This window comes from Vibrio cincinnatiensis, from assembly GCF_022113815.1.
Taxonomy (GTDB): domain Bacteria; phylum Pseudomonadota; class Gammaproteobacteria; order Enterobacterales; family Vibrionaceae; genus Vibrio; species Vibrio cincinnatiensis_A.
The window spans coordinates 1-878 of sequence record NZ_SGOM01000065.1 but is presented as its reverse complement, the minus strand read 5'-3'; the positions used below and the strand labels follow the sequence as shown (position 1 = coordinate 878).

Below are 878 nucleotides of genomic sequence, written 5' to 3'. Positions count from 1 at the left end.
CCTGAAAAATCAAGAACCTCTGCTTCATCATAAATATAAATTCCAATATTCATTCGTGCCTCCATGCACATAACGCCGCATTAAGGGGCAAGCAACGCTACCGCACAGCTTAAAACTAACCAGCCGTCACCTCAGATGCTCACCCAAACCCAAAATGCCACGCGTTGATTGTCCACCTTTAATGCTTTGTTATGCTGCGATATCAAGATATAAACTTATTCCCAAGACATCACACTGTCATAAACCTGACAATCAGCGACTGAACTGCCTGAATCTACAATAAATATTTGCTGAACTTTCGATACAGGATAGGTTAAATACGCTGAACATTCAGCACTTTGACCATTACCTACAACAACCTTGCTTCCTGCCTTCAATGTACATTTTGACAACTTATCCAACGGTGACCATTGATAGCAAATCTCATAGTTTTTCCTATAATCCGCTGTCTTGCCCGAGGGGTGTTCAAATGCCCACCATTGACCAAATTGACTATGAGGGTTGGTACTATTCCATGCTCGATATATGGTCACATCTTGCGTGTTTTGATAGACAACACCTTGGCACAATTTACCTTGCAACGGTTCTCCGAGTGATTGGGCAAGCAACGATGAATCTTGGATTGGCCGAAATTTATCACTTAAGTCACCACTGATAGCCGTCGTTCCTATACACGACGCTTCTACTAACGTTTCTGTAACTACTGATTTGTTCGTACAGCCTTGAATAACAGCTATCAGAGCGAAACCTAACATCCTTTTCATATTAAAATTCCTCGTAATCCATAATATCGCTTAGCTGCATAACGCCCAATTAAGTAGCCCGAAACGCTACGACCAACTTTCAGCACAACGCCGTAATCACCAAACTCAACGCAA

Annotated in this window: 1 protein-coding gene; it reads right to left on the bottom strand. The window is 42.1% G+C overall.

Going from position 1 to position 878, the window contains the following annotated elements; all coding sequences use genetic code 11:
• Positions 1 to 215: 215 nt before the first annotated feature.
• A complete protein-coding gene (locus EXA13_RS16600) occupies positions 216 to 764 on the bottom strand; it encodes a hypothetical protein (protein WP_238134095.1) in 549 nt (182 codons plus the stop codon).
• Positions 765 to 878: the final 114 nt, after the last annotated feature.

Excerpts from the sequence above, each read along its gene's own strand:
- EXA13_RS16600 (WP_238134095.1), bottom strand. The coding sequence starts at position 764 with ATGAAAAGGATGTTAGGTTTCGCTCTGATAGCTGTTATTCAAGGCTGT.